Origin of the sequence: Pseudoxanthomonas wuyuanensis (assembly GCF_900215535.1) — a bacterium.
In the GTDB taxonomy this organism is placed as follows: domain Bacteria; phylum Pseudomonadota; class Gammaproteobacteria; order Xanthomonadales; family Xanthomonadaceae; genus Pseudoxanthomonas_A; species Pseudoxanthomonas_A wuyuanensis.
Window position 1 is genome coordinate 329573 of sequence record NZ_OCND01000001.1, and the last position, 25917, is coordinate 355489.

Annotated in this window: 19 protein-coding genes and 2 pseudogenes; 9 read left to right on the top strand and 12 right to left on the bottom strand. The window is 58.9% G+C overall.

What is annotated here, in order from left to right; genetic code table 11:
• On the top strand, nucleotides 1-621 hold the full coding sequence (locus CRO39_RS01485; protein WP_097120098.1) for a hypothetical protein: 621 nt from the start codon (nucleotides 1-3) through the stop codon (nucleotides 619-621).
• A 96-nt stretch (nucleotides 622-717) separates the two neighbouring features.
• Here CRO39_RS01485 and CRO39_RS01490 read toward each other — a convergent pair whose 3' ends face one another.
• Nucleotides 718-2991, bottom strand: coding sequence for a winged helix-turn-helix domain-containing protein (locus CRO39_RS01490; protein ID WP_097120099.1), 2274 nt, complete (start codon nucleotides 2989-2991; stop codon nucleotides 718-720).
• Between the two features lie 186 nt (nucleotides 2992-3177).
• On the opposite strand from CRO39_RS01490, the gene CRO39_RS01495 reads away from it, so the two are divergent.
• The 3 genes from CRO39_RS01495 to CRO39_RS01505 all read left to right on the top strand — a co-directional run bounded on the left by CRO39_RS01495 (nucleotide 3178) and on the right by CRO39_RS01505 (nucleotide 5752).
• Nucleotides 3178-4677: a PQQ-dependent sugar dehydrogenase gene (locus tag CRO39_RS01495; RefSeq protein ID WP_097120100.1), complete on the top strand. Its 1500-nt coding sequence runs from the start codon at nucleotides 3178-3180 to the stop codon at nucleotides 4675-4677.
• Nucleotides 4678-4729: 52 nt separating this feature from the next.
• Nucleotides 4730-5212, top strand: a complete 483-nt coding sequence (locus tag CRO39_RS01500) for a GlcG/HbpS family heme-binding protein (RefSeq protein WP_202926304.1) — start codon at nucleotides 4730-4732, stop codon at nucleotides 5210-5212.
• Nucleotides 5213-5284: 72 nt separating this feature from the next.
• Nucleotides 5285-5752, top strand: coding sequence for a RidA family protein (locus CRO39_RS01505; RefSeq protein ID WP_176520133.1), 468 nt, complete (start codon nucleotides 5285-5287; stop codon nucleotides 5750-5752).
• 112 nt (nucleotides 5753-5864) lie between these two features.
• On the opposite strand, the gene CRO39_RS01510 is transcribed toward CRO39_RS01505, so the two are convergent.
• From CRO39_RS01510 to CRO39_RS01525, 4 genes and pseudogenes are all read right to left on the bottom strand, one after another.
• Nucleotides 5865-6638, bottom strand: coding sequence for a DUF1028 domain-containing protein (locus tag CRO39_RS01510; RefSeq protein WP_097120101.1), 774 nt, complete (start codon nucleotides 6636-6638; stop codon nucleotides 5865-5867).
• A gap of 91 nt (nucleotides 6639-6729) precedes the next feature.
• Nucleotides 6730-6864, bottom strand: a pseudogene (locus tag CRO39_RS01515) (VOC family protein); the annotation flags it as partial.
• A 21-nt stretch (nucleotides 6865-6885) separates the two neighbouring features.
• A complete protein-coding gene (locus CRO39_RS01520; RefSeq protein WP_141400670.1) occupies nucleotides 6886-7629 on the bottom strand; it encodes a CPBP family intramembrane glutamic endopeptidase in 744 nt (247 codons plus the stop codon).
• 212 nt (nucleotides 7630-7841) lie between these two features.
• Nucleotides 7842-8321 carry a VOC family protein gene (locus CRO39_RS01525; protein ID WP_097120103.1) on the bottom strand — a complete coding sequence of 160 codons (480 nt, stop codon included), beginning with the start codon at nucleotides 8319-8321 and terminating at the stop codon, nucleotides 7842-7844.
• 309 nt (nucleotides 8322-8630) lie between these two features.
• Between CRO39_RS01525 and CRO39_RS20345 the strand changes: the two genes are divergently transcribed.
• The gene (locus CRO39_RS20345; RefSeq protein WP_141400671.1) at nucleotides 8631-8864 is read left to right on the top strand and encodes a hypothetical protein; all 234 of its coding nucleotides are present in this window, start codon (nucleotides 8631-8633) and stop codon (nucleotides 8862-8864) included.
• Nucleotides 8865-8872: 8 nt separating this feature from the next.
• On the opposite strand, the gene CRO39_RS01535 is transcribed toward CRO39_RS20345, so the two are convergent.
• The 4 genes from CRO39_RS01535 to CRO39_RS01555 form a co-directional block, all read right to left on the bottom strand.
• Nucleotides 8873-9337 (bottom strand): GNAT family N-acetyltransferase, encoded by a 465-nt coding sequence (locus CRO39_RS01535; protein WP_097120105.1) that lies wholly within the window; start codon nucleotides 9335-9337, stop codon nucleotides 8873-8875.
• 302 nt (nucleotides 9338-9639) lie between these two features.
• On the bottom strand, nucleotides 9640-9894 hold the full coding sequence (locus tag CRO39_RS01540) for a DUF2164 domain-containing protein (RefSeq protein ID WP_097120106.1): 255 nt from the start codon (nucleotides 9892-9894) through the stop codon (nucleotides 9640-9642).
• Nucleotides 9895-9998: 104 nt separating this feature from the next.
• Nucleotides 9999-11084: a serine hydrolase domain-containing protein gene (locus CRO39_RS01545; RefSeq protein WP_097120107.1), complete on the bottom strand. Its 1086-nt coding sequence runs from the start codon at nucleotides 11082-11084 to the stop codon at nucleotides 9999-10001.
• 661 nt (nucleotides 11085-11745) lie between these two features.
• Nucleotides 11746-12546 (bottom strand): APH(3') family aminoglycoside O-phosphotransferase, encoded by an 801-nt coding sequence (locus tag CRO39_RS01555; RefSeq protein WP_097120109.1) that lies wholly within the window; start codon nucleotides 12544-12546, stop codon nucleotides 11746-11748.
• 287 nt (nucleotides 12547-12833) lie between these two features.
• Between CRO39_RS01555 and CRO39_RS01560 the strand changes: the two genes are divergently transcribed.
• The gene (locus CRO39_RS01560; RefSeq protein WP_097120110.1) at nucleotides 12834-13982 is read left to right on the top strand and encodes an alpha/beta hydrolase family protein; all 1149 of its coding nucleotides are present in this window, start codon (nucleotides 12834-12836) and stop codon (nucleotides 13980-13982) included.
• A 134-nt stretch (nucleotides 13983-14116) separates the two neighbouring features.
• On the opposite strand, the gene CRO39_RS01565 is transcribed toward CRO39_RS01560, so the two are convergent.
• Nucleotides 14117-15094 carry a DUF2268 domain-containing putative Zn-dependent protease gene (locus tag CRO39_RS01565; RefSeq protein WP_238394607.1) on the bottom strand — a complete coding sequence of 326 codons (978 nt, stop codon included), beginning with the start codon at nucleotides 15092-15094 and terminating at the stop codon, nucleotides 14117-14119.
• A 333-nt stretch (nucleotides 15095-15427) separates the two neighbouring features.
• Between CRO39_RS01565 and CRO39_RS20350 the strand changes: the two genes are divergently transcribed.
• A complete protein-coding gene (locus CRO39_RS20350) occupies nucleotides 15428-15925 on the top strand; it encodes a hypothetical protein (protein WP_141400673.1) in 498 nt (165 codons plus the stop codon).
• On the opposite strand, the gene CRO39_RS21125 is transcribed toward CRO39_RS20350, so the two are convergent.
• Together CRO39_RS21125 and CRO39_RS21365 are read right to left on the bottom strand one after the other, a co-directional pair.
• Entirely contained in the window at nucleotides 15922-16386 is a 465-nt protein-coding gene (locus CRO39_RS21125) for a cytochrome-c peroxidase (RefSeq protein WP_238394606.1), read from the bottom strand. The genes CRO39_RS20350 and CRO39_RS21125 overlap by 4 nt on opposite strands.
• Nucleotides 16387-16407: 21 nt before the next feature.
• Nucleotides 16408-16998 (bottom strand): annotated as a pseudogene (locus CRO39_RS21365) (cytochrome-c peroxidase); the annotation flags it as partial.
• Nucleotides 16999-17073: 75 nt separating this feature from the next.
• Between CRO39_RS21365 and CRO39_RS21050 the strand changes: the two are divergent.
• Both CRO39_RS21050 and CRO39_RS01580 read left to right on the top strand, forming a co-directional pair.
• Nucleotides 17074-20121 carry an IPT/TIG domain-containing protein gene (locus CRO39_RS21050; RefSeq protein WP_097120112.1) on the top strand — a complete coding sequence of 1016 codons (3048 nt, stop codon included), beginning with the start codon at nucleotides 17074-17076 and terminating at the stop codon, nucleotides 20119-20121.
• 716 nt (nucleotides 20122-20837) lie between these two features.
• On the top strand, nucleotides 20838-25562 hold the full coding sequence (locus tag CRO39_RS01580; protein WP_162125793.1) for an RHS repeat-associated core domain-containing protein: 4725 nt from the start codon (nucleotides 20838-20840) through the stop codon (nucleotides 25560-25562).
• The last annotated feature ends 355 nt before the right edge of the window (nucleotides 25563-25917 follow it).

Here is a 25917-nt window from a genome sequence, read left to right on the forward strand (position 1 = left end):
ATGGAGCAGAACCACACGCAAGGGGAAGTAGTCGTGGAAATCAGGCAAAAACGCAATTCCAATCGGATCGACTTCAAGTTCGGGGAAGAAGAACTGGAGTACCGGATCGAGGACAGCTCAGGCAGCCGCAGCTTCTCGGTTCCCTATCTGGGCATCAGTCGCGACCGGCAGACGTTTGAAGAGCGCAATCAGTGGCTAGGCAATGTTGGCTTGCTGTGGATCGCGTTGGGGGTGGTGCTGACCGCAGCCAGTTATTTCGGCGAAGGGCCGTTTCGCCTGTCATTCTGGGTTTGGGTTGGTATCGGGTGCTACGCGTTCTACCACTTCCGACGGACCAGGTTCACGATCCTGCCTAGTGAGAAGGGCAATCTCTGCGTGATAGATGATGCCGAAGGTCCGCGCGTGATAGCGGAGATTGAGCGTCGCCGGGTTGCAGTTCTTCGCGAGAACTATGACTTTGTCGCGGCCGACGAGTCTGCTGAACAAAGGGTCAGACGGTATCGGTTCCTGCATCAGGAAGGGGCGCTGAGCGATGATGAACTGGCGGAGCGGCTTTCGATGATTGAAGAGCCTTCGTCTGTAGAGCCGGCACCCTCAACGCCAAGGCAGTTGTTGAACTGAAGTCAATCCTGGCGGTCAAGGCCTGGATTGTCACCCAGCCAACCCGCAAGGCAGGCTTGAGCCGCCTACGGGCTGCCCCGTTCGTGCCATTCACCGCTACCGCGGAACCGCCAGCCGCAGATCGCTTTCCTGCCCCGCCGGCTCGGAGAAGATGAGCTGGGTTCCGTCCGGCGACAGGTCCAATCCCCAGCCCTCGAAGGACGGCGACAGCGCGAGGATATCGGTCGCTGACGAATCCACCGGATCAAACAATGACAGCATAGGCGCGCCTTCGGCCAGCCGGCGCACAAAGTAGATGCCGTCCGGCGCCGGCGCCCAATTGCCGCCATCCTGCGGTTCGAGTGCGGCGATAAGCAGTTCTTCCGATCCGCCAGCGATGCCTTTGCTCCAATCCTCCCGCGGCCGTTGCCACAGTCCTGGCTGGCCGGGTTTGCTGTAGAGAAGCCATTGGCCGTCGGCCGATTCGCGGGCGTCGATGCCCGGCCCGGCGGTGACCGCAATCGGCGTACCGCCGGTGGCCGGCTGCGCGTAGATTCGCCACTGGCCGCTGCGGTTGGATTCGAAATAGAGCCACGCCCCGTCGCGCGACCAGGCCGGGTTGCGGCTGTCGCCCGGCCCGTCGGAGATCTTCCGCGGTTTGCCGCCTTCCGGCGATACGGCGAAGATCGCGGTGGTGCCGTCCGGGCTGCCGTCGAATGCGATCAGCGTGCCATCGGGCGACCACGCAGGATTGTCGATGAAAGCGCCGCCGAAATCGGCAATCTGCACGGCACCGCGTCCGTCGCGCTGGCTGACCCAGATGCTGTGCGGACCGCCGCGGTTGGAGACGAAGGCGATGCGCTCGCCGTCGGGCGACCACACCGGATTCGAGTTCCACCGGGTCGACTGGAGATATGGGCTGGCATCGGCCTGGGTGCGCCGGACCAGATCGATCTGCCGCAGTCGCGAGCGGTGCGTCCACTGCTCGAAGGCGATGGCATCCACGCCCGCCGCTGTCGCAGGCTGATGCACGTTCTCGTTGCCCAGGAAGACCTGCTGCAGGTCGCCGCCGTCAGGATCCGCCGACCACAAGCCGTACATACCCGAACGGGTCGAGGTGAAAAGCAGGCGGTCGCCACCCGGCGACCAGGCCAGCCCGTTGATCTTGCGGTTGTCGAAAGTCAGCCGGGTCGACTCGCCGCCGTCCAGGGCGATGCGGTAGACATCCTTGGTGACCTCATTGACGCCACGGACGAAGGCGATCGACTGGCCATCGCGCGAAAAGCGCGGGTCGATGTCGCCAAGCGAGCCAGGCCCCGGATTCGAAACGCTCCGCTTTTCTCCGCTGTCCAGCGCGGCCAGGAAAATCCGGTAGGGCGAGGCGGCACTTTCCCGGCCTGCGTAGGCGATGCGCGCGCCATCCGGCGACAGGCTCATGCCGCGGATGTCGGCCGCCGCCGTGTCGCCGAATACGCGGGTCACGCCGCCGCCCAGCGCCGAGACGCGCATGATTGACATCCCGCTGCCATCGGTACGCGCGAACAGCAGGCTGCGCCCGTCCGCGGACCAGACCGGAAAGCGCTCATCGGCGGGGCTGTCGGTCAGGTTCAGGACGTCCTCGCTGCCTATCGTTTTCACGTAGACGTCGAAGGCGCCGCCACCGCCGTCCCAGATGAAGGCGATGCGGCTTCCGTCCGGCGACAGCGCAGGTTCGAATTCGAGGCCGACAAAGCTCGTCAGCGGCAGCACGTCGTAGCGTTCGGCAATGCCGGAAGCGTCTCCCGATAGCCGTGGAGCCAGCAGGAAAACCGCAGCTGTGGCGGCAACGACGCAGGCCGCGGCCAATCCGTACAACGCGGGCCGGCTTCGGAAACTGCGCGGCGTTGCGGGCGGGGGCGTTGCCCCGGCCGATGGCGCGCCAGACTGCGGCGCCATCGCGGCAGGCCCCTCGGATGCGGGCCGTTCGGAAGCCGGCTCGTCGGCGGCAACTTTGGCGACCGCCGCGGCGACCTTGGCCGGCGCAATCGGCGCGATCAGGCGATAGCCGCCTTTGCGTATGGTTTCGATGTAACGGGGCGCCTGCGGGTCGTCGTCGAAAATCTTCCTGAGCTCGGAAACCGCGCGGTTGAGCAAGTAGTCGTCGGCGACGGTTCCGGCCCACACGGTGTCGAGAAACGTCTCCCGGGAGATCACGGTGCCCGGCCGCTCCGCCATCAGGATCAGCACCTGCATGACCTTGGGTTCGACCTGGGTAACGCGCCCATGGACCGAGATGCGGTTGAGCGAAGGCTGGATCAGCGCTTCGCCCGCAGCGAAGTTCGCAGGCCCGCCGCGGGCCGCCCGATCTCCGGGCGCCTCGTCGATCTTTCCGATTGCCGTCTGTTCGCTCACTTGCTCACCGCCCGAACCTGCGCTCGCCCGGCGATGCCGGCAGCGTCTGCAGACAATCTATAGCAAAACCATAGCTTCCCTCCATTCAGGCAGCGGGCGATTCGTTTTCTGCTTGCGGCGTTGCGGTCCGACTGGCCGCTTCCGAACGCTCGCATCCAGAGCGCACGCCACCAGGAGGAATGGCCCATGTCCGGTTTCCGTACTCGAACGATCGCCCTCGCGGCGGCGGCCGCGCTGGCCCTGGCGGTCGCCGCCGCCGCAGCGCCGGCAGCCGCCCAGACCGCGGCATCGGCGCTTTACCAGAGGAATTGCGCCTCCTGCCATGGCGCCGAACGGCAGGGCACGGGGCTGGGCCCGCCGCTTTCCACCCGGACCTACCGCTACGGCGGCGGCCGCGAGGACCTGGCCCGCATCATCGGCAACGGCATCGCGTCGCAGGGCATGCCGGCCTTCGGCGAAACGCTCTCGGCGGAGGAAATCCAGGCGCTCGCCGAGTTCCTGCCCGCCCGCCAGGGCGAGCCGCAGCCCGACCCGGAACAGGTGCAGGCCGAAGCGGACGCCAAGCCGCGCCAGTTCGACGCGGTTCCCGGCGTGGTCGATACGCTGGACTACGCGGTGCGCGCGGAACTGTTCGCCGATGGGTTGGAAACCGTATGGGCCATCGCCTTCATGGATGCGAACACGGCGCTGGTCAGCGAACGCCCCGGCCGGCTCAGAATCGTCCGCAACGGCGTGCTGCAGCCGCAACCGGTAACCGGTACGCCGCAAGTCCATGTCAGCACCCACATCTGGAACCAGGGTGGCCTGCTGGATATCGCGCTGGACCCGGACTACGGCAACAACGGCTGGATCTATCTGTCCTACAGCCACCTCCTGGAGCGGACCGGACCGGAAGGCAAACCGCTGGCCATGACCCGCGTCGTGCGCGGCCGTATCCGCGGCAACGCCTGGGTCGACCAGCAGGTACTGTTCGAAGCCGATCCCTCGGCCTATGGCGAACCGTTCTGGCATTACGGCGGCCGGATGGTGTTCGACCGCGAAGGACGGCTGTACTTTTCCATCGGCGACCGCGGCGTGCAGGAACTGGCGCGCGAGCCGGGGCGGCCTACCGGCAAGGTGCATCGCATCATGGCCGACGGGTCGGTCCCCGCGGACAACCCGTTCCGCGGCCGCGACGACGCGCTGGCGTCGGTCTACAGCCTGGGCCACCGCAATCCGCAGGGCATGGCGGTCGAACCGTCCAGCGGGCGCATCTGGGCCACCGAGCACGGCCCGCGCGGCGGCGACGAGCTGAACATCATCGAGCGCGGCGCCGACTACGGCTGGCCGGTGGTCTCCCACGGTATCAACTACGATGGCACGGTGCTGACACCGGACACGCACGCAGAGGGAATCAAGCAGCCCGTCCACTACTGGCGCCCCTCCATCGGCGTTTCGGGGCTCACCTTCTATCGCGGCAACGAATTCCCGCTGTGGCAAGGCAAGTTGCTGGTCACCGGCCTGGCGCCGCGCGATCTGCGCCTGCTCACCCTGGACGGCGACCGCGTCCAGCACGAGGAGATCGTCTTCAGGGCCGAAGGCCGCCCCTACGAGCCGGTGGTGGGGCCCGACGGCGCCATTTACCTGGTCACCGACAACCCCGGCCAGATCCTGCGGTTGACGGCGCAACAGGAACGCCGGCAATAGTAGGCCCGCCGGGACCGCCCCGGAATGAATTCATCCCACCCAGGAGCACACGATGAAACCGATACTCGCCAGTCTTGCCGCCACGGCAGCCTTGTTCGCAAGCAGTGGACCGCAGGCGCAAACGATGCGGCCGTTCCTCGACTTCAAGACCGCCGACGCCATCCGCGACCATTGCCTGGCCAATGCAGGAAAGGCCGGCCATTCCGTCGCCGTTGCGGTGTTCGACGACGGGGGCGACCTGGCCAGCTACTCCAACCACGGGGCCTCGCCGGCCGCCGCCGCCGTGGCGCAATGGAAAGGACGCTCGGCAGCGGTGTATCGCAGATCGACGCGCGAGACCGCCGCATGGAACGCCCCGACCGCGCCGATGATGGCCACCATGGAAGGCGGCGTGCCGCTGTTCGCCCGCGACGGCACGCCAATCGGCGGCGTCGGCGTCTCCGGCGCATCGTCGGAATTCGATGCCGAGTGCGGAACCCGTGCGGCGGAGGCGGCGGGTTTGCGCGTTTCGCGGCCAGAGCCGGGGTCGGAGTAGGCGTTCATTTCAACGCCGACATCGCAAGCGGTGCGGCCCAGTCCGGACACCAAGACCCAAAGGAACACGCAAGTGCGCGCCAACATCTCTTCAGGATCTTCGTTTGAGTCCACGGCCGGCTTTTCCCGTGCGGTGCGGATAGGCGATTTGCTGGCCGTTGCCGGAACGGCTCCTGTCGCTGCGGATGGCACGGTGGCCGCGCCGGGCGATGTGTACGGGCAGACCAAGCGATGCCTGCAGATCATCGCCACCGCCCTGAGCGCCGCAGGCCTGGGCATGAGCGATGTCATCCGGACCCGCATCCTGCTTACCGACATCCAGACCTGGCGCGATGCGGCAAAAGCGCACCGGGAGCTGTTTGCCAGGTTCAAGCCGGCCTGCACCTTTGTCGAAGTCTCCCGCTTCATCGAGCCCGGCTGGCTGGTCGAAGTCGAGGCCGATTGCGTGGTTCTTCGGAATGCCCCGGCGCTTGAACCAATGCCCCTGGAGCGACACTCCTTCCATGGCGCGAATGGCGCCAGCCCCGATAGGATGCGGTAAGCCGCTGGCGTACCGCATCGTTCGTGACCGGGTTAGGACCGTAGGCTGGGTTGGCTCCACCACCCAGCGCTTCTGGCCGGAGACCGCACACTCCGTGCCCACGCTTTCCCGCTCAAGGCACCACGAAAATCGCCGTACTGGGCCGCTGCATGCCGTCGCGCAGCCAGGCCGTGAAGAAGCGCTGCAGTTCGGCCGTGCCACTCGCCGTGCCGGCGGGAATGCGGTTGACCGACAGACTGACCCAGGGCGCGTTGGATGGGTCGGTGGCGCGGTGCAGACTGATGAAGGCGGTATTGCTGCCGGCGCTTCCGCAGCGCCGGTCGCCACCTGCCGCCGCACCGGCCGCGAGCGCCCGCATCAGGGCATGTGCCATGGACAGATCATCGGGCCAGTCGGCCTGACCAAGCGCCGCCACCGTGTCGGGAATCACCTTGTCGGAGGCCAGCGTGTTGCCTTGCACGCTGACATACCGGCTGCTGGTACTGCCCTTGATGCCCGGTACGTCCTTCCCGGTGAAGGCCCGCGGCCCGTCGCCTGTCCCGCCGGCGAGCACCGCGTATTGCTGTCGCTCGGGTGCGTACCCCGACGACGGGTCGGTGATCTTCGCGAGGATCGCATCCAGCGGCGCGCCCTCGCGCAGCATCTTCATCGCGTCACTGCGCGCCTCGTTGCTGCTCTCCGCCTGCACGATCACCGCGCCCGTACCCGGCGCGACCGACTGGATGCCGAACACCCCACCCGAGCACGACGCCGCCGCCACGCCAATGGTGCCGGTGCGCGGATGGATCGCAAGGATCGACCACGTGGCGGAGGCAGGGAACACCACGCCGCAGGACAGCAGGACGGCGAGCAGGGACAGCGCAGCAGGGGAACGCAGGAAGGGCATGGGAAGATCCGGTCGTCGGCAGGGAGGAAGTTCGGCCCGCAAAGAGTCGGCGCGCCTTCCTCTTGTCGATGCGCGGGGCGGGCAGTGGGTTTAAGGCAACCCAGTAGCGGTCGGTTTCCGCCTGGTCGCCGGTGGCCACCTGGAACCAGAACGACTCGCTGTGCTTGAACGCCGGGCCGCCGTTCAAGCCAAGGCAGGGAACGCCCAGTACGGTGAACTCGACACTCGGCAGCCGCGGCCCATGTGCCTACCCGAAGCGCGATGAGATGAGTTGCGAGGCCGGGATAAGGTTGAACAGGACATGCGCAGCCAAGGGTGGCCAGATGGATCGTTTCCATTCGTAGAGCACGGCGAACATGAGCCCCAGCATGAAGCAGAGCCCAACCCAGACCAGCGCCGCCCGCCAGGGATAGTCCGGTCCCTGCAACTGGACGGCATGCCGGATCGCGAACACGAACGCACTGAGCAACACGGCGGTCATGGTCCCCCAGGGACGCAGCCGCTCCTGGACATAGCCCCGGTAGAACAACTCTTCGCCAACGCCCGCCCACACGGTGATGAACATCAGGTACGCGAGGAGCATCTGCGGCGGTTCCAGCCCCCAGTGCGGCGCGTAACGCGCGATCGCCGCCGCCAGCGCGCGCGAAGGATTCCAGTCCGGCACCGCGTCGGCGCCGACACCGAGCGTAGAGAGCAGACCGGGCAATCCGGAACCTGCGAACCAACCAAGACCGGCCTGAACCGCGAAGACCAATGCGATCAGCAGCAGCCAGCGGAATACGCCCAGCCGGATCCAGGTGAACCGGCCGCCCACGAACAGCGGTATGGCGATACAGAGCAATGCATATGACAGATAGAACGGCCGCCAGGGCGCATAGCCATGCTCAATCCCGGCGAGCAGCATCGCCGCGCAGGCGACGGCGAGGCACGCAGCGGGCCTGGACAGACCGGTACGGAACGCATCGAGCAGATCGGAGGCTTGTTTCCGCAACCCTGTGACTCCGTCAGAGAGACTGCGCCCATGCGATTGCGGCGATCGCCGCAACCCCGTCCCGAGTCGACGGCCAGCCTGTGTCTATGGGCCCAGCGAGTCTGGCAGCGGTCAGGATCCTTGTTCATCGCCCAGAAGTCATGACGGACTGACGGAGATCGGCCAAAGGGAACAACCAAGGGACGGTTGCAGCGGACTGCCGCCAGTAGTGCTCACCCCCGCCGCGCGGCCTCAATCTTCGCGACATCAATCTTCCGCATCGTCATCATCGCATCGAAGGCGCGCTTGGCGGCTGCCCGGTCCGGGCTGGTGTAGGCCTCGGTCAGCACGCGGGGCGTGATCTGCCATGACAGGCCCCATTTGTCCTTGCACCAGCCGCATTCGCTTTCCTGACCGCCGTTGTCGACGATGGCGTTCCAGTAGCGGTCGGTTTCCGCCTGGTCATCGGTGGCCACCTGGAACGAGAACGCCTCGCTGTGCTTGAACGCCGGGCCGCCGTTCAAACCCAGGCAGGGAATGCCCAGCACGGTGAACTCGACCGTCAGCACGTCGCCCTGCTTGCCGTCGGGGTAGTCGCCCGGCGCGTGGTGCACGGCTTTGACTTCGCTGTCGGGAAAGGTCTTGGCATAGAACGTCGCCGCTTCCAGCGCGGTGCCGTCGAACCAGAGGCAAATCGTGTTCTTGGGGATCATCTTCGTTCTCCTGTTGGTGTGCGGGTCAGGGCAGGGCGGGGGCCGATCATCGCCAGCCTGTTCGAAAAGCAGGGTGAAGCCCTTGGCGAGGGCGGGCGGTCAATCGTTCGCGAACGAACCGGTGCGCACGTCGCCATCGCGCAGGTAACGCATGCCCAGCACGCCGTGGGATGAGGGAGCCGCCGGGCGCCTGCATCACGCCGTCCAGACGGACCATGGCGGCCGCAATGAGCTTGCTCATGTCGGGTTTCCTGGCGGATCACCATGTCCGCCTCTCTTCCACGACGGACGGGAAGCGGGGAAATCGACATGCCGGCGAACAAAACGGCGATGGAGGCAACCAGGTCATCCAAACCGGGCTGGGAAGCGGCTTTCAGAACGGGGTCAGGTGCTGAGGCGTCCCTGCAATTTCTGTTGCAGGATCAGCCGCTTGCCGATGATTTTTCTGGAAGCAAGTGCGCCAAGGGCGCACTCTTCGAATGGCTTCCGGACATCCGCGCAACGACTTCAAAACTCCCAAGGGTGTTGCACTTGGAGGGTTGATTCACCCCTCATTGCACCACGCGCGACATGACGATGTCTTGGTGGGCGTGGCCTCCACCGCCAACCTGGTGAAGGCCCAGCGGCTCGAAGCCATGCTTGCGATAAAACGCAATGCCACGCGCATTGTGCTCGGAGACTCCAAGCCAGATGACGTCGTGCCGATGCTTGCGCGCATGGTCTAGAGCAGCGGCCATAAGTCGCGCCGCTACACCGGAACCGTGGAACTCGGGCATTACGTACAGCTGCCAAAGCTGGATTGGATCGTGGCCCTCAACGGCAGGATGGGATGCCTTGTGCAATATGAGGAATCCTAAAACCGAGCCATTAGCCTCGGCGAGATATGTCAGGCCAGCATGCTGCTCGATTGGCTCGGCATAGCGTGTCGGATTGATCTCCCGCGAACCGGACGCCGCTGCATGGACCGCGGCCAGCGCGGCAGCGTCTGAACCGATGGCTATCCGGATACTGATCATGCGGCCCAACGAGGTTGTAGAAAAAGTCCGGTGCCGATTCTAGCGCCCTTCGAACATCGGAAAACGCTCGCGAGATTTCGATCTCAGCGCAGTTTGCGAGTCGAAACGGTGTTTTGACAACGTACGCGAGCATCAGCCGGGGCTTTCTTGGACTGCGAGGGCTTTTCTACAGCCTCAACGCCTGAGCTCAGCCGCGCCGCGAAGCGGCGTCGGGTTGAATGAACTATCAGGGCCCACCTGCCTAAGGCCAAGGCCCTGACAGCTGTGCTGGGCAGGAGACCGGAGCGTGCCAAGGATCTCGCTCATTTCCGGAACTCGGTAGGGCGCTCAAGGAGATAGATGGCTTCACCCAGATCTTCCAGCTTGCTGGAGAGGATGGCCTGGGCATCGTAAAGGCCGCGATTGTAATAGTATGGGCCAACCTCGTCGGAGAAGAAGTCCAGCAGGAATTCCGCGTCAAAGCGCCCGATCTCGTGCTTCAGCTCTTCGGTGAAGTAGAGCTGGATCTTCCGGACGATGAGAGCCTTCTCATCTTCCGTGAACTTGATGTTTTCCATGCGCCCTCCTTAGGGGCTAACGCCTGAACCAAGCCGAACCGCGAAGCGGTTCCGGTTTGAATTGTTAGGCCGCAGCGACATACAGCTACGGTCCGAAGCTGCGTCTACTGGGTTAGAACCAACTGCTGGACCGAGTCGACGAGCGTGCGCGACCAGACATTATCTCGGCTGCCGTTGGTCAGGTAGACAATCACGAAATGGTCATCGAGATATTCCCGGAACAGGATGCGCACGCGCAGCTTGGCACCGCCGTCGTGTCCAACCTCATGCCAGGCATCGCGTTCGGCATACTCCCAGCCCGACGCGAAGTAGCCGTTGTTGCCATTGGGAAACTCATAAGGCTTCCAAAAGCGCATCAACGCTCCGCGCGAGACAAGCCTGCCTTCCGCTACGGTGGTCAGGAACGTCGCCATGTCGTCGGCGGTGCTGTACATGTCGCCATGGGCCACGGCATAGCTCGGCCACGCAATCGGAATGTCCGGCTCAATCCGTCCGTCCTCACCATGATAGTCGGCGACGAGCCTGCCCTGCGGCACTCCATCGAGTCCGAGCCAGGTATTGTGCAAGCCAAGCGGGGAGAGGATGCGGCTGCGTACCAGGTCGCCATAGTTTCTTCCGGTCACGGATTCGATGATCGCCTCTATGACCAGAAAGTCTGTTTGCGTGTAGCGTGTTCGCGTACCTGGTGGGTCGGTTAACGGCTTGGCAGCAAGATGTTCGAACACCGCGCTGAGGGAAGGTGGGAACGGTTTTGCAAGATTTCCAGGATCGAAGTACTCGGGGACGCCAGAGACATGGCTGAGGAACTGTTCAACCGTGATCGCATGCCAAGCGGGTGGCAGGTCGGCCACATAGCGCGAGGCGGGCGCGGCAAGATCCACCTTCCCCTCCTCGACGAGCAGCAGGAGCAAGGTTCCCGCAAAGAGCTTGCTCACCGAGAAAACCGGAAAGACCGTCTCCTCATTGACGGGGATTCCGCCACCAGAAGAAGTTCTCCCCGAAAATCGACGATAGACAAGCTCGCCGTTTCGCAGAATGACGACCGCTTGAGCAGGGATGCCATGTATCGTCGCATTACTCGTGACGACATTGTCGATGGACGAGTCTTGTGTGCGTTCGAGGGCCGCTGCGCAGGCCACGAGTGCAGCGGCGGCACCTAAAGCTATCGCGCACTTAGCAAGTCTGAGCATGTAACCCCTTCAGCAGCCTGGCGCCTGAATAAAGCCGAACCGCGGAGCGGCGTCGGCTTGAATGAATTGTTGGTCATCACCGCCCGAAGACCATCTGCGCTCTGGCCAACAATATTTGCACAATCATCTTAAGCGGAAAAGTCTTATAGGCTGGTGCGTCGTCTGGAAGTCTCTCGGCTCGCGTATAGAACTTGGTGGAAATGCGAGATTGAAGCGCAGGAGCATGGCCGCGAACACGCGAACGGTACACAGTAATCCAGTGTTGTGAGTTGTCAAAGGCCAGGAACATGGGTGACATGCAGCAGTTGGTCACCATTCGCTTAGTGGGCGACTCTTCGCGGAGCTTATGAGGCAGAAGTTTCTCTCCACCCAAGATTGTGTAGCGATCTTTGCGATGCAGGATGTAGTGAGTTCCGTTGGACGGGTCCATGATGGGCTTAGAGCCCGGCAGCTTCTGGAGCTCATGTGCTGCGGCCTGGCAGTCGTCGCAATGGCAGGCCGTGCAATAGATGTGCGGCCCATGCAGTTCAATTGTGACTTGACCACATGTGCACTCGACAAGTGTGCAATTTTCTGTCATGCGATGGACTCTTACAGTGAGGGGGACGCCTGAATTAAGCCGCGCCGCGAAGCGGCTTCGGCTTGAATTGTTAGACCGCACTTAGAAGAACTCATCCAGGATCCGGTAGTACTCAATCTTAACTGGGCTCGGATTTGGCTCTCCATACTCAATGAAGAACTGGTCAGCGAGTTCCGGTCCAAATAACGCATCAATGTTTCTTGATGCAAGTGCCAAGTCTTGATACTTGTCGGCAAGCCCTACCCGTCCGCAGTCTATGAAGCCGACGAAAGCATCACCTCGGAAGATGAAGTTCTCGGGACAGGCGTCACCATGTGTAACTACCAGTTGCTCGGCTGCAGGTATTCTACTCAACAGTTGCTCGTAAACATCTCGCACGCGCATGCCTTGCCTTGCCTGATCGAAGTCTTCTTCATCAACTAAGCCGGCTTCCATGCGGGCCAAAGCCTGCTTGAGCCGCAGGTGCAGCCTTTCGTCGAATGGGCAATCTTCAGGCGCAATCGCATGGAGCTCGCGCAAAGCTCGCGCCATCTCTGCAACGATAGTGGTTGGATCCGCACTCGCGGCGTCAGCGGCATTGCGGCCAACTAAGGCTTTCGTCAGAAGAATGGTTGCGTTTGATGTTGAGGCGTACGAGATCACTTCTGGTACTGGTATGCGAGTTTGTGCTGTAAGCCATCCGATACGTTCATGCTCTTCGCGAAGTTCTTCGGCGAAAGCGCCGGAGGCATACTTTACATACGCGATGTCGCCGCCCGGCATCAGAACTCGAATCACTCGAGCACCGGACTGACCATACTCAGCTTCTTCGAAAGTGCATTCATCCAACAAGGGAGAGAGCGCATTCTTTAGTTCAGACACCTCGTCGAGGCTGATTGTCATAGCGGTCTAACAACTATTCGGCCCCTCAAATGGCCCGTTTCTCGGAGTATGGGGCAGTTGTGGGTCAAATCCAATTGGAAGCTCCCTGCCTGAAAGGCAGGCTCCATGCGTTATCGGACAGGAGCGGGAGCGTACGAAATACGCCGGTTGATGCGTATCGGCGGCACGACTCCGTGCGCTCCCGGGCGGCGTCGGGATGCTCGGCCAGTAACTGGAACACCTTCCCGGGCAGGTTGTGGTAGCGATCCGCTGGCGGCACACTGGATTGCTGCGCTCCGTAGAGGAAGATGCCGATGATGGTTCGGCATCTCCTTGACGATGGCCGTCGCCAGCATGGCCGCGCGGCCGCGTTCGGACAGCCGCCATGCTTCCGGGTGCGGCGGTCGGCTCAGGACAAGCTGGCATCCGGGCAAGCGCGGCGAGTGTTGCTGGATGCCATGACGATCGGGCCTTCTTCGCTTTGCGAGGATGAAGGAAGATCCGGCGCTGACTCTGATCGTGGAGCGTTCATGCGCCTGGTCCTGTGGGTGATCGCTGTCCTGGTGCTCGTTTCGCCGGTTCGGGCAATGTCTACAACCCCGGATGCGGGACAGACGTGCGCGCCCGCGGCGTCGACTGAGGCGCCGCGGGTGATCCAGACCGAACTGGTCGGTGTTCCCGCATGGATCCGGGTGCCTGCCCGCATTTCGGCACCGCCTATCGTGCTGTGGCACGGGTTCGGTCCGCCCGACAACGAGGAGGCGCTGATGGCGCTGCTGCCGCTGGACGATGTGCCGGCGGTGAAGGTCTATCTGGGGCTGCCGATGTTCGGCAAGCGTGCGCCGGAGGAGCCCGGAGTGCTGGCGCAGCGGCAAGCGGAGAATCTGGCCACAGGCGTGTTCGAGCCCGTGGTCATGGGGGCTGCCCACGAGTTGCCGGATGTGGTGGATGTATTGCGCCGGCGGGGCTGCCTGCAGAGGGGGCAGGGCATCGGACTGTTCGGTTTTTCCGCGGGCGGTGCCGCGGTGCTGTATGCGCTGGCCGAACGCGAGGTACCGGTCGAGGCCGCAGTGGTGCTGAACGCATCGACCGGACTCAGCGCGTCGGTCGCCGCTTACGAGCGGGCTGCAGGCAGGAAGTTCGACTGGACGCCGGAAACACGCTTGCTCGCCCGGCGTTCGGATGCCATCGGGCGCGCCGCCGACATTGCGCAAGCAACGCCGCCACCTGCATTGCTGATCGTGCATGGCGCCAAAGATGCGATGGTGGACCAGACCGGCGCCCACGCGCTGCACCGCGTGCTCAAGCCGCACTATGCCGGCAACGGCGCCGGGCGCCTTCGGCTGAGTATCGTGCCGGACCTTCCGCACGCCCTGCGCACGCCGGGTGACATCGCGCATGCGCGCACCCTGGCCGGCGCATGGTTTCTGCGTTTCATGGCGCGTGAGGACAACTGAAGGGAACGAAAGCGGACGAACGAATCCAATGGCCACCCTTAAGCATGGTCACCCCGCGGCTACCAACCGCCGCAGGAATGACGAAACACCGGAGATGCGAAAGGAGGGCGCCATTCGGGCCAGGACTGAATGCGTCAGTTCAGTTCAATCCCGGGATACCACCCGCTTGCCGCAAGCAAGGCCTTCGGGTCTTCCATCCGCAGGATGTTGCGCAGTGCCTGGCGCTTGTCATCGGCGCGCTGGTAGTAGGCTTTTACGATGCGGTAGCCGACCCAGTAGCCAAGGTCGCCCGGTTTCTCCACGCTGCTGTTGTCCAGCCAGTCGCTGAGGTCGGTCTTGTCCATGTCGGCCTGGAATGCGGTTTCGATTTCCTGTTCACGGCCGCGGGTCACTGTGTCGAAATGCGCATACGCGGTGTTGCCGGCGGTCAGTTCGGCGGCGAACTCGGCGGCACCTTCCATCAATGAGCGCTCCAGCACCGTGGGCTGTTCCAGGGCCGAGACTTCCGGGGCCAGCTGTACGTGCGCGTACTCGTGCGCGATGACGTAGACAAAGCGGTCCTCTAGGTCGGGATTCATCCAGCCCACTGCGCAAAGCGCCTCCAGGCCAATCTGCAGCCCGGTCTCGGGATAGCCAATGCCCACCGGTTTGCCGCGGCCGACGACGATGGTTACTGGCGGCAGGTTCGCTTCGGGGTAGAGCGTGGCCAGCGTGTGCAACGACTGGCTCAGCCGCTGCTTCACCTGCGGCATCACGCGCATGCAGCCGCGGGCGGCTTCGTACAACGCCGGTCGCTTGTCCAGGGTGGCGGCGATCGCTTCGCCGGTGACGCGGCGGTGCCTGGCGAAGTGGTGCAGGCCTTCCGTACCCTGGTCCAGGTAGTCGCGTTGAAGTTGCTCGACGGTGGGTTTGCCGTCAGCGGCGTCGTAGATGCGGTAGAAGCGCTCCACGTCCTCGATCACGACCGCCGGCGCCGTGGTACCGGCTGTGGCGGGTGTCTGCGCCAGTACCGCGTGCGCGGGTGTGGCCAGCATGGCGAATACAAGCAGCCAGGCATGCGTGCGCAGCGGCGGTGCGACGGCAGGCATCATAGAGGCAGGCGTTCGGGACATCGTGTTCTCCTGTAAGTCACCGGGCATCGGCCAACGGCGGGATGCGCCCGATGATAGCCGGTCCAACAGGAGGGCTAGACCGACCAGAGCTTCATAGACACTCAGTTGCCGCTTTACGCATAACGCCTTTCGAGATCTACCGGCTTTGTTAACGTGGGGCCGGAGCCGGAAGCGGGCCGAGTTCGCTGAACCCCACTTTTGACCAGCCCTTCGGCCGTTGAAGAGCGCCTCAAAGGGGGCAACAGGCTTCGGAAAAACGTAGGGTACTTCAGCTTCCGTTCCCTTTGACGAACAGACAGCAGTAAAAACGACATTGCTTTACGTGCATCAGAAATGATAACAATAGCCAGTATTCCAGCCAAAGCGGATCACTTCATGGTCATAACAAATAGATTAGTAGTGCTGGTGATGTTGTTGGCGCTAAGCATATGTGGCTGCGATCGCGCACCTGAACATCTACCTCAAGAGCGCCCTGAAGGGAACGTGGAGGAGACGCAGCTAAAAGAGCTATGGATTACCGATGCCGCAGAAGCCGTAGACGCTGACAGCAGAGCTTCGCGGCCACTTTCTCCAAATGACGCCATCGTCGCCAATGTAAGATTGAGTGGCGACAAGAAGGCAGATCTCCACGTAGCGCTGTTCTACTTAAAGACTGGCGCTAAAGTGGGCGAGGAAACTCGCTCCGTTCTTCCTAGTCCAGGACCTATTTCATTGACTTTCAGGCCTTCTCCAGCATGGAGTGCCGGCCGCTACCTTTTGGAAGTCAAACTAAACTCCAAGGTGGTTTCGCATCAAGAGATCGAGGTTGTAGAGATCGGTAAGGGAGCTTAGTTATCGTCGCTCAAGGCTTCCAAAAATGCAGTGAGTTGCTTGCGTTCTTCAACACTTAGGCTGATGGGCGTGTTTTCATTGAGGCCTCGATAGTAGATTTCTCGGTCTATCGCTTCTTCCAGCGTCTCCACACTGCCGTCATGCATATATGGAGCGGTTTCTGCGACATTTCGCAGCGACGGTGTCCTAAATGATCCTAAGTCACTAGGGTCCTTAGTGACTGCATACCGGCCCAGTTGTGCGATCTCGGCATCACGCAGAACAACATGCCCCAGCGGAACCATGTCACTGCTTTCAAGACGGGCGAGAATCGAAGAAACTCCTTTTTCCACAGCCGAAAATCCTACCCCAGTGTGATGAAACGATTGATTTGTGAGCATCCCCTGGTCAAGGGAATGGCACTGCGTGCAGCGCGCCTTGGTGGAGAAAAGTGCAAGGCCAGCGCGCTGGGTGTCATTCATCGCATTCTGATCGCCTGTGGTTCGGTACCGCTCGTAAGAGCCAGATGCTGGTGGAAGAGATGTTAAGAACGCGACGAGCGCCTTCTGCGCCGCTACGACTGTCTCGTGATCTGTATCACAGATGAGGTCCGTGTACTGATTGCCCTCCTTCAACCTAGAAATAGCTTCGGACATTGACGGTAGCCCCATCTCCATTGGGTTGGTGAATGCATCTAGTACCGTCAAACTGATATCCGATTGTCTGCCGTCCCAGAAAAAGGAGGCATGTGCCGAAACTCCAAGAAGGCTAGGAGCATTGCGTGTACCCACCGCGCCGCCTGTGCCAACAGAAACGGGTCTGCGGTCCGCAAACCGCTGAACAGCTTGATGGCAATCCGAGCAGCTTACATCTCGGCCGCGGCTGAATCGTCTATCGTTGAAAATCTGCTCGCCTAGCCTCAACAAACTATCGGCCGGGGGAGCATTGGTTGTTTCGCTGATGCGGCCGGAGGGGGCAGTGCACCCGCCAATCATAAGGAGCAAGAAAAGCGAACTTGTTCTTCTTAGGCGAGCCTGCCACATAGGGTTGCCTGGGCTATCCATGAATGTAAGTTGACGGCAGATTAGCGGCATGGTAACAATTCGCAAACGCAATCGCACGAAGCGGCCTCGATACCGGTCATAGACCTTGGCGTGAGGGAACGATATATGGATTTTGAAGCTGAAGATTGTTCTTCCCGTCGTTCCCCGTCGTCTGATTCTGATCCTAGTACATCTCGCCGCCTACGCCGTCCCCGCAACGGGGGCGCGAAATACTGGCTGGTTGCTTTTTCGCTGATCGCCGCCATCTTTTCGGCTACTATCACGTTAGCGGCATCATATATGTACGACGCCAACGGGCGATTGATCGTCGTCAAGGATGATAGCGGTCAGGCAGCACAATATATATATGACAACGTCGGAAATCTTGTCAGGATTGACCGCTTTTCTACAAACGAACTTGCTGTTGCGGGGTTTACGCCGCTTCGCGGTGCGGTCGGTACTCACGTTTCCATTCAAGGGCATGGGTTCTCAACCACGCCTGCGCAGAACTCTGTCTCCTTCAATGGTGCTCCTGCAACGATTGTTTCCGCTACCGCTGGAGAAATCGTAGCAAGCGTACCTCTGAATGCGACAACGGGGCCGATCAGCGTGACGGTAGGTGCTGTAACGGCAAGTAGTTCGCGTGCCTTTGTTGTTGACGCGAATGCCCGACCGCCGCTGATCACCTCAGTCTCGCCGTTGATCGTGCAGCAAGGCGCGACGATTTCAGTGTTGGGGCAGCATATGGAGCCCGAAGATGGTGAGACCACGGTAAGGGTTGGTAGCACCGTAATGGGTTCTGCATCAGTTGAGCCTCTAACGGCAACCTTCGCGGCTCCCGCTAGAACAATGGCGGGAAAGATTTCAGTGTCTACTCTCCATGGCACGGCTTACAGCATAGATGATGTGCTGGTTCTTCCATCAGGACTGTCGTCGAGCAACATTTCTCAGGTGATCCGTATGTCGCCGGATGCTCCGGCGGTAAGTATGGCGACCACGGGTCCGGGTAACCGGGTAGCCGTTCTATTCGATGCTTCGTTCGCGCATATGCTATCTATGCAGTTCTCCAACATAAGCGCATCTTCCTTACAGATTGATCTATATCGTCCGGATGGTGCGCTAATGGTTCAGAGAGAGGTCCGAGACCTGCGGCCAACATATCATCTTCCCAAGCTCGTCATGGCCGGGACCTATCTGGCACTTGTACGAAATGATGGATCGGCAGCGAGTTGGCAGATGCAGATCGAGAAGGATAAGAGATTCTTAGAAGATTTGGACACGTTATCTGTTGGCTCGGTCCTGGCTGGCCAATCAAAACGATTCGTGTATGAAGCGGATAGTGGAACATTTGGAGTCAAGGTTACGGATATTACTGGCGGCGACATTATTGCCCGCTTGAGTAGCAACTACGGCGAGGATATTTCGCAAGTACACTGCGCGTACTCAGCGGGTTGTGAGCTTGATGCCGCCGTACCTAGGGTCGCGACTTACTCGTTGATCCTTGAACCATCCATCAGTTCGAATAGCATTCAAGCGCAGGCCGCACTGTTGTTGGACCACAGATCAGAAATTCTGCCGAATGTAGCCTACCCAGTAGCGCTATCTCCAGCCGGACGAAACGGTCGTTTCAGTTTTCAAGCTGGCGCTGGAGATACCTATGGCATCCTGATTTCCAATCAGCAAACGGTCCCATCGGGCAGAGGCGTGTACTACTCGTTGTACGCCCCCAACGGAGAGTTTCAGGGATCGACTTACGTAAACGGAACGGGCGTGCTTTCAGTTGCGTCTTTGCAGACGACGGGAACATACACGTTGCTAGCGGACCCAGATTTAGACGTTGCCCTCACCGCAACCATAACGGTAGTTCCCGCTTTAATCGCTACAGCGAACGTAGATGGTGATTCGGTCAACTTTGCAACTGAACCGGGCCAGAGCGTTCGAGTGAATTTCACCATTGCAGGACCGATTCACCTTGGAGTCGGCATTCATGAACTGGTCACGCCGGGATCCACTGGCAACGTGGAGGCTACGGTTCTGACTTCAAGCGGGACGAAACTGATAGGAACAACCTGTAACGCTTCCCGAACCGGGTGCGAATTTGATTTCAGTAACTTGGCGCCGGGTAGTTATTCGTTGGAAGTTTCACCTCCAATAAATGGGGAGGGGACCATGCTTTTTGGCGTCACGCTGTCCACTGATCTTGTGGTGAACATCAACCGTAGCGTAGCAACACCAATAGCAGTATCTCGCTACGGCCAGAATGTCCGCATTCGATTTGATGCGACGCAAGGGGAATGGCTGGGGCTAGGATTTGCAGATCAAGTGACGAATCCGAGTGGGGAGAGCGTCCTGTACTCTAAGGTCAACATCGACGGCTCTGTCTCAGACAGCTACGGAGAACAGAATTCCGGTTCTTTTGCGGCGGTGGGTTACAAGAACATCACGGAAACTCGCAAGCATGAGGTATTTGTCGACCCTGAGTACGGTGGAAAACTTTCTGTTGTGGCGAAGGTAGAGACAAACTATCCACAGAGCATTGCTATCGATAGCTTAGTGACTTTTAGTAATCCTTTTCCTGCGGGGCCTGTCTATATCCATTTCGTCGCGCCACAGGGGGCTAACCTAGGGGTAGGCATAACTCAACTAAATGCGCCTGGGGGGACGCAGTTCTATGGGCCACGCTTCTATATTCGAGCAACGTCGGGTGCGCAGTATGCCTTCGGCGAATGTATCCGTTCGATGAGTGGTTGCGATTATGACTTGGAGAATCTCCCGGCCGGAACCTACGAGATCGAAATACTTTCGTCGCGCGACGGTGACCGTACATTTTCATTGGATCTGGGAGTTTACCCGGACGTCGCTAGTACGCTGCAGCCAAATGTTCCCGCTGCGACCTCCGTTACTAATCGCGGGCAGAACGCGCGTCTCAGCTTCTCGGCAACCAGCGGTAAGGGCCGCGTGTTTGAGATCCAGAACATGGCAACTACCCCTAGCGGGAAGCCGGTGTCTTACCGTATCTATAGCCCCAATGGCTGGCTATTGACGTCATTCACCAGAACAGGTGACGCAACAATCAATCTGCCGACTATGTCTAGCAGCGGAACATATACAGTCCTGGTGGACCCGGCGGAAGCAGCAACGTTTTCTGCCTCTTTCAAGCTGTACGTGCCATAGATAACGACGCCGAACTTTCACGAAACGACAATGGAACCAAGTTTCGGAGATCTTAAGCAATGAATCCTCGCCAGAAGCCACTGAAAGTATCAGTTCTCTCACTCTTTGGTGTGCTAGGGATACTGCTGGCTAGGTCATCGACCGATACTATTGCAGGTCAACATTCTGCATCTGAATCCGGAGCCGCAACAGGGTGGTTGACGCCTTCGAATAACGTGGCAAAAGAAGTCCAGTTAGCAGATGGGAGTCGATTGAGACTGCATGAGGATGGCCGGACTCTGTCGGTGTTTGACGCTACAACGGGGAAGTCATTCAAGACATTCCAACTAGCCGAGTCACGATTCCATGCCTCAATAACAACGCTATCAAGTGGCCGAGTTTTGATTTGGGGTGGAGTAACCGATAGAGGTGTCGTTTACGATGAGGGCATCTGGTTTGACTCCAAAACCCTGACGCTGACGAAGGCACGCGACACGGGGCTTTCTCCGCGCGCAGGACATACTGCCACAGTGCTAACGGATGGCGCATTGTTCATGGCTGGTGGAGTGTCTAGAGACCGGCCTTTACAAGAGGCCTCCGAGCTTTGGTATGAGCGAGATGGGTCAATCGTTGCTATTCGGCCCCAGGACAGCGTTGCTCGCGTACGACACCAGGCTGAGTTGCTGGCCGATGGTGGCGTAAGAATACGAGGGGGCTTAGACGGCACGCAGCGTCGTATGACAACGGAAAGCCTGGTGTATCCGTTGAAGCAACAAACAGCGACCGCTGGCGGCGGACGAGACGACGCACCGGAGTTCACCGTGGCTGGCACGTTTCCTGAGCATAACGCCGGTGATATTGTGCCATCATCCATGATCGCGCTGCGTTTCACTCGGCGTGTGGACGCAACTAAGCTACGGCAAGGCTCAGTGGCGTTGATCGGCCCCGGTGGCATTACGGGGATTGATGTTGGCTCGGCGGAGGGCGGGCGTTTGTTGTTTGTCAAACCACGCCAGCCACTGTTTCCAGAATCGAAGTACATCCTAGCGGTCAGCCGTTTGAAGGACTTATCAGGGAATGTTTTGCCGTTATCGACGTTAGAGTTTGAAACCATTGCTTTGGATGCAAGGGTGGGAGTATCAAAATCGGAGTCGAGCCAGGAACAGAATAGAAAAATAGTTTGCCGTGGATATGGCCGGATAGCGCCTTGCAACGCACGTGGTCGAGTCGAGAATGGTGTGTGGACGCCCGGCCGCGACAATACCAAAGGGCGTTGGCGCTTGTACACAAAGGCTTACCAGATTTTGCCAAACACTGCGTTGGAGCGGTCGCTAAAATATTCGAATCGAACCGTTATTTCCGGCCGTATTGCTCAGATTGATGAAAAACCTGTCGCAGGCATATCGGTGTATCTGGGCGACAAGACAGCGGTAACCAACGAAGTTGGTGAGTTCATTCTTTACGACGTACCTGCCGGCCGACAGGAATTGTACGTGGATGGGAGTACCGCCAATCGGGCGGATGCGGAGTACGGCCAATTTATCGCCGGCGTAGATGTGCAAAGCAAGCGCTATACGCAACTGCCGTACACCATGTATGTTCCGAAGATTTCCACTCGCGACAAAGTGAAGATTCGCTCGCCCTTGATAAAGGACACTGTTCTGACGCACCCGGCGATGCCGGGTCTTGAGGTGCTCATTCCTGCGGGTACAGTCATACGTGATCGCAAAGGAAAGCTCGTGACTGAGCTCGCGCTGGTGCCGACCCCAGTCAATCGTGCCCCGTTCCCTGTGACCGAAAACTTTCCGATGTACTTCACGATTGAGCCTGGCGGCGCCGTCATCCAGGGGTTGACGCCAGAAGCCGCAAAGGGCATTCGGGTTTCATACCCAAATTATGGGTCAGCTAAATCTGCGCAAAGTCGCTTTTGGATATACGATTCCGCCAGCGGTTGGCAGGTGTATGGCAAAGGTGCGCTATCGCGTGATGGAAGCCAGTTCATCGCGGAGCAAGGTGTAGCGTTACACCGCATGACGGGTGGAGCATTTACGGTCAATCATGACGATCCCGCGCCTGAGCCTGACCTCCCAGAAGACGGTGATGAATGTGGCTGCAGTGGTTCGGGTGGGGTCTCCAACGCCGGAGACCCGATCGACCTAAAGACCGGTGCTTTTATTAACTCAAGCACGGATATCGTTATCAGGGATGTTTTGCCCATCTCCTTGGGACGAAGCTACCGAACTCACGACGCCAGAAGCCGAATCTTTGGGATAGGAACTACCTCAAACTATGGGTATACGCTGTATACGTCGCTTGGAGGCGACTACGATCAACTGCAGCTGGTCCTTCCGAATGGAGCGGGGCTTGAATTTGATCGTATCGGTCCCCGTCCTCCCAGCTACAGCGTCAGCAGCTGGCGGCATACCAACTCTACGGGAAATTTTGCTGGCTCTGTGATCGAGACGGTGGTAGATGATCCGGTAGATGGAGAGGGCTACCGGCTTACCAAGCTGGACGGCACCATCCTTTTCTTTGAGTCGTCTTCTTACAGTGGCGACCTAAGTAGCCGCTTGCGTTACATCCGGAACAAGCATGGCCATCAGATACGGTTTATCTATAGCGCTGGCTTGCTCACAAAGATCATCTCACCCAATGGGCGCTACATAGATCTGAACTACGATTCCGATAACCGGGTATCAACCGCGGTCGACCACACGGGACGGACATGGGCATATACCTATTCAACGCAAGGAATGTTGACGAGGGTGACGTACCCAGACACTACTCACGAAGACATTACTTATGACACGGATAGCGTGATCCTTCCGAACGATGACTCGATCATTATTCATAGGATTACATCCATCACCAATCGCAGAGGCTTCCGCGAGTTGCTCAATTCATATGAGTCAGCGCTCGATGTTGGCGTGCCTGGCGCATACCGCGTAATCAAGCAAACTCTGGCGGATAACAGTGAAATCAACATTCAGTACGAGCATTTCAATGGCACGAACTATGGCGTGCTGGTGACAGAGGCGGATGGTAGGCAGCGCCGAGTAGTCTTCGATACATGGCGCTATCCCGCGTCAGAGTCTCTCGACTATGGTGCGTCTCTGGAACAGACTTTCCAGTTCGAGCGGGATCCCCTCAGTCAGCGGCTCACTGCTCGCATCGATCCGATGGGGCGGCGAACCGAGTACACGTACGATGCCAATGGTTTGGTTAGTCAGGTGGTCTCGTTGGCAGGCACGCAAGATGCAGTTGAGACCAGCTTCACCTACAACGTCGAAGGGCTGATTACCTCAGTCACTGATCCTCTCAACCAGCAGACAACTTTCGACTATCTAGATCGTTGTCTCACACAGGCGACCGATCCATTGGGACATAGTACGATCGTAGTGTGCAACGACGATGGGCTTCCTGAGTCCATCACTAACGCTCTAGGCAAGACAACCCATTTGTATTACTCAGGTGGACAGCTGATCGCAAGTGTTGACGCAATGAACAGAGCCACGGGATATGCCTATGATGCTCTCGGACGCGTGGTAGTGGTGCGGGACCCGCAAGGTCAGATATGGCGAAAGTACTATGACACCAATGATCGCGTCATCAAGACAGTAGATCCCTTAGGCTACGAGACCCAGCTTGGTTACGACGGCAATGGTAACGTCGTTGCAGTACTGAAGCCCCATGGAAATGGTATGACATACGATTACGACAATCGTGACCGGCTGCTGAGCCGCACCGATAGTCTTGGACAAAGTGAAACTTGGACCCATGACGTGATGGGGCGGACTACCAGTCATACTGATCGAAAAGGGCAACTCACGCAGTATGGCTACGATGCTCTTGGCCGTTTGATCACAACTATATACTACGATGGTTCGGTTATCACAGGTGCCTATGACGCAGGAAACCGACTGCTCAGCTTGTCTGATACCGCCGCCGGCGTTCTTACATGGAACTACGATGGATTCAATAGGGTGGTTTCTGAAGTAGGCTCACAAGGCAATGTCTCTTATGGCTATGATGCTGCTGGCAGAAGGACACACCTGAATGCCGCGTCGCAGGCGCAAGTAGTCTATGACTACGACGCAGCCGGTAGGCTCACAAGCATTCAGCAGGGAACCGAGGTCATCCACTATGTTTACGACGCCATCAACCGTGTGACACAAATGACATTGCCGAACGGCGTCAGTACGGGCTACGCCTACAACGATGCCAATCAGCTCACCGGTCAAGCTTATCTCAAAGCGGATGGCACATCGCTGGGAGACCTAGGTTATGGATATGACAGTTCAGGGCGACTGATAGCTCAGACAGGTACATTCGCGTCTAGTTTGCTTCCGAGCGCCAGTTCTACGCCCAGCACTTTTGATGACAATCATCGGCAGATCGGCTGGAATGGACAAACACTGAGTTACGACGCCAACGGCAATCTGATTTCAGATGGAACCCGTACGTTCAGTTGGAACCCACGGAACCAACTCGTTGAAGTAAAGCAGGGCAGTACAACCGTCTCTGCCTTTGCCTACGACGCGGTCGGTCGCCGAATTAGTAAGACAGAAGGCGGCACCATCGTCACCTACTTGTACGATGGACAAAATGCAGTGCAAGAAACGACAGGCAGCGCTGTGAATGCCATTCTTAGCGGGTTGTCCATTGATCAACGTTATGCACGAAATGATGCCGTAGGACGGACCTACTACTTGGTGGATGCCTTAGGAAGTACGCGCGCATTGACGAACTCTTCGGGAACAGTAGTGCAGCGCTATGACTACACGCCGTATGGCCAGTCGACTCAGACAAGCGTGATATTCAATAATCCTTACCTATACACCGGTCGCGAACTGGATAAATCGGGGTTGTACTACTATCGAGCTAGATACTACAGCGCCAGCATGGGGCGGTTCGTTTCGGAGGATCCTATTGGTATATCGGGAGGGTTGAACACTTATTCTTATGTGAATCAATCTCCGTTGGATGGGGTAGATCCTTTTGGATTGCAGAAGCTATCCGTTGATTACTTTATTTTTAAAGCCGGTGGCGGGATTGATATTTATTTTGACTACAATCAAGTAAAGGGATTTCAGTTGAATGGTGTCGGTCTTCGTGGGGGCGGTGGGCAAGGAGCTGGGATCAGTTGGGATCCCGCGGGTGAGCGCCCAGATAAAGACATACTGTTTCCTGATCCATGCCAAAAGATTGACCGTATGATGAATTCCAGTGTTGGCCTTTATGCATCAGGAGCAGCAGTCGTGCCGCCGCTTGGTCCATGGGGAGCAAGCCTCACTGGAGAAGCGCATGCGGGTGTAAGGACAAACACAACGCAAAATTATGATCCTAATAGACCAATATTTAGGCCTTATGGTGATGCTAATCTTCCAGGGCTCCAATTTGGAGCAGGACCAAAAGGAGGGGCGGCAACCTGGAGCGCTGGAGTGGAAGTAATAATATATTGATATTAAACAATATGTTTATTTTCGAGTTTAAGATTAATATCTGTTTTCTACATTTACCTTAGTGCATGGAGCTTTTATGAGTGGAAGGATGACTTTAAAGGGGATAGCGATCTTGATCGCTATATTGATTCTATTTAATATTTCAATTTCTTCGTATATTTTATTATCGGATCCGTACGAGCGTGTGGTTGCTGCATATGAGAAAGAGTATGGGTATTCTGGGTCTGAGAAAGTTGAAATGTGTCTCTATTGTCGGAAGAGAATTAGTTATGCGAGCGGATTTCGAATTTTCAGGTTTACTATAGTCGTCAAGAATGGACGGGCCAGTAAGAAGGTTCCTGTCGTTTATAGGGTG